Here is a 359-nt window from a genome sequence, read left to right as displayed (position 1 = left end):
ATGGACAAACAGATATCGGCCTATGAAGAAGAAAAACAACACTATGAACAGGAATTTAAACGGCTTGCCCGGACCTATCCTGAGATCAGAAACCAAAAGAGCCTACCCGGCATTGGGGATATTCATGTGGTGAAGATCGTAGCTCGTGTAGTGACACCCTTTCGTTTTGCTAACAAAGGGCATTATCTGAGTTATGCCGGGCTGATAAAACTGGAAAAGATCAGCGGCGGCAGGAGCTATGGTAAAAAAAATCCTCGTTACTGCAGACAGTTAAAAAGCGTTTATAAAGTCGGGACCGTATCGGCAATTGGCGGTAACAATCCAATCAATGATTATTATAACTACTTGATTTTAGAAAA

The 359-nt window shown here is 42.1% G+C and carries 1 protein-coding gene; it reads left to right on the top strand.

The window, feature by feature from the left end; all coding sequences use genetic code 11:
- On the top strand, positions 1–359 hold a 359-nt coding region (locus tag ACYQ11_RS22165), incomplete at both ends, for a transposase (RefSeq protein ID WP_459926016.1).

It is taken from the genome of Desulfatiferula olefinivorans (assembly GCF_054657895.1).
Note: the sequence above shows the minus strand (reverse complement) of the source record. Positions and strands in the feature narration are given on the sequence as shown.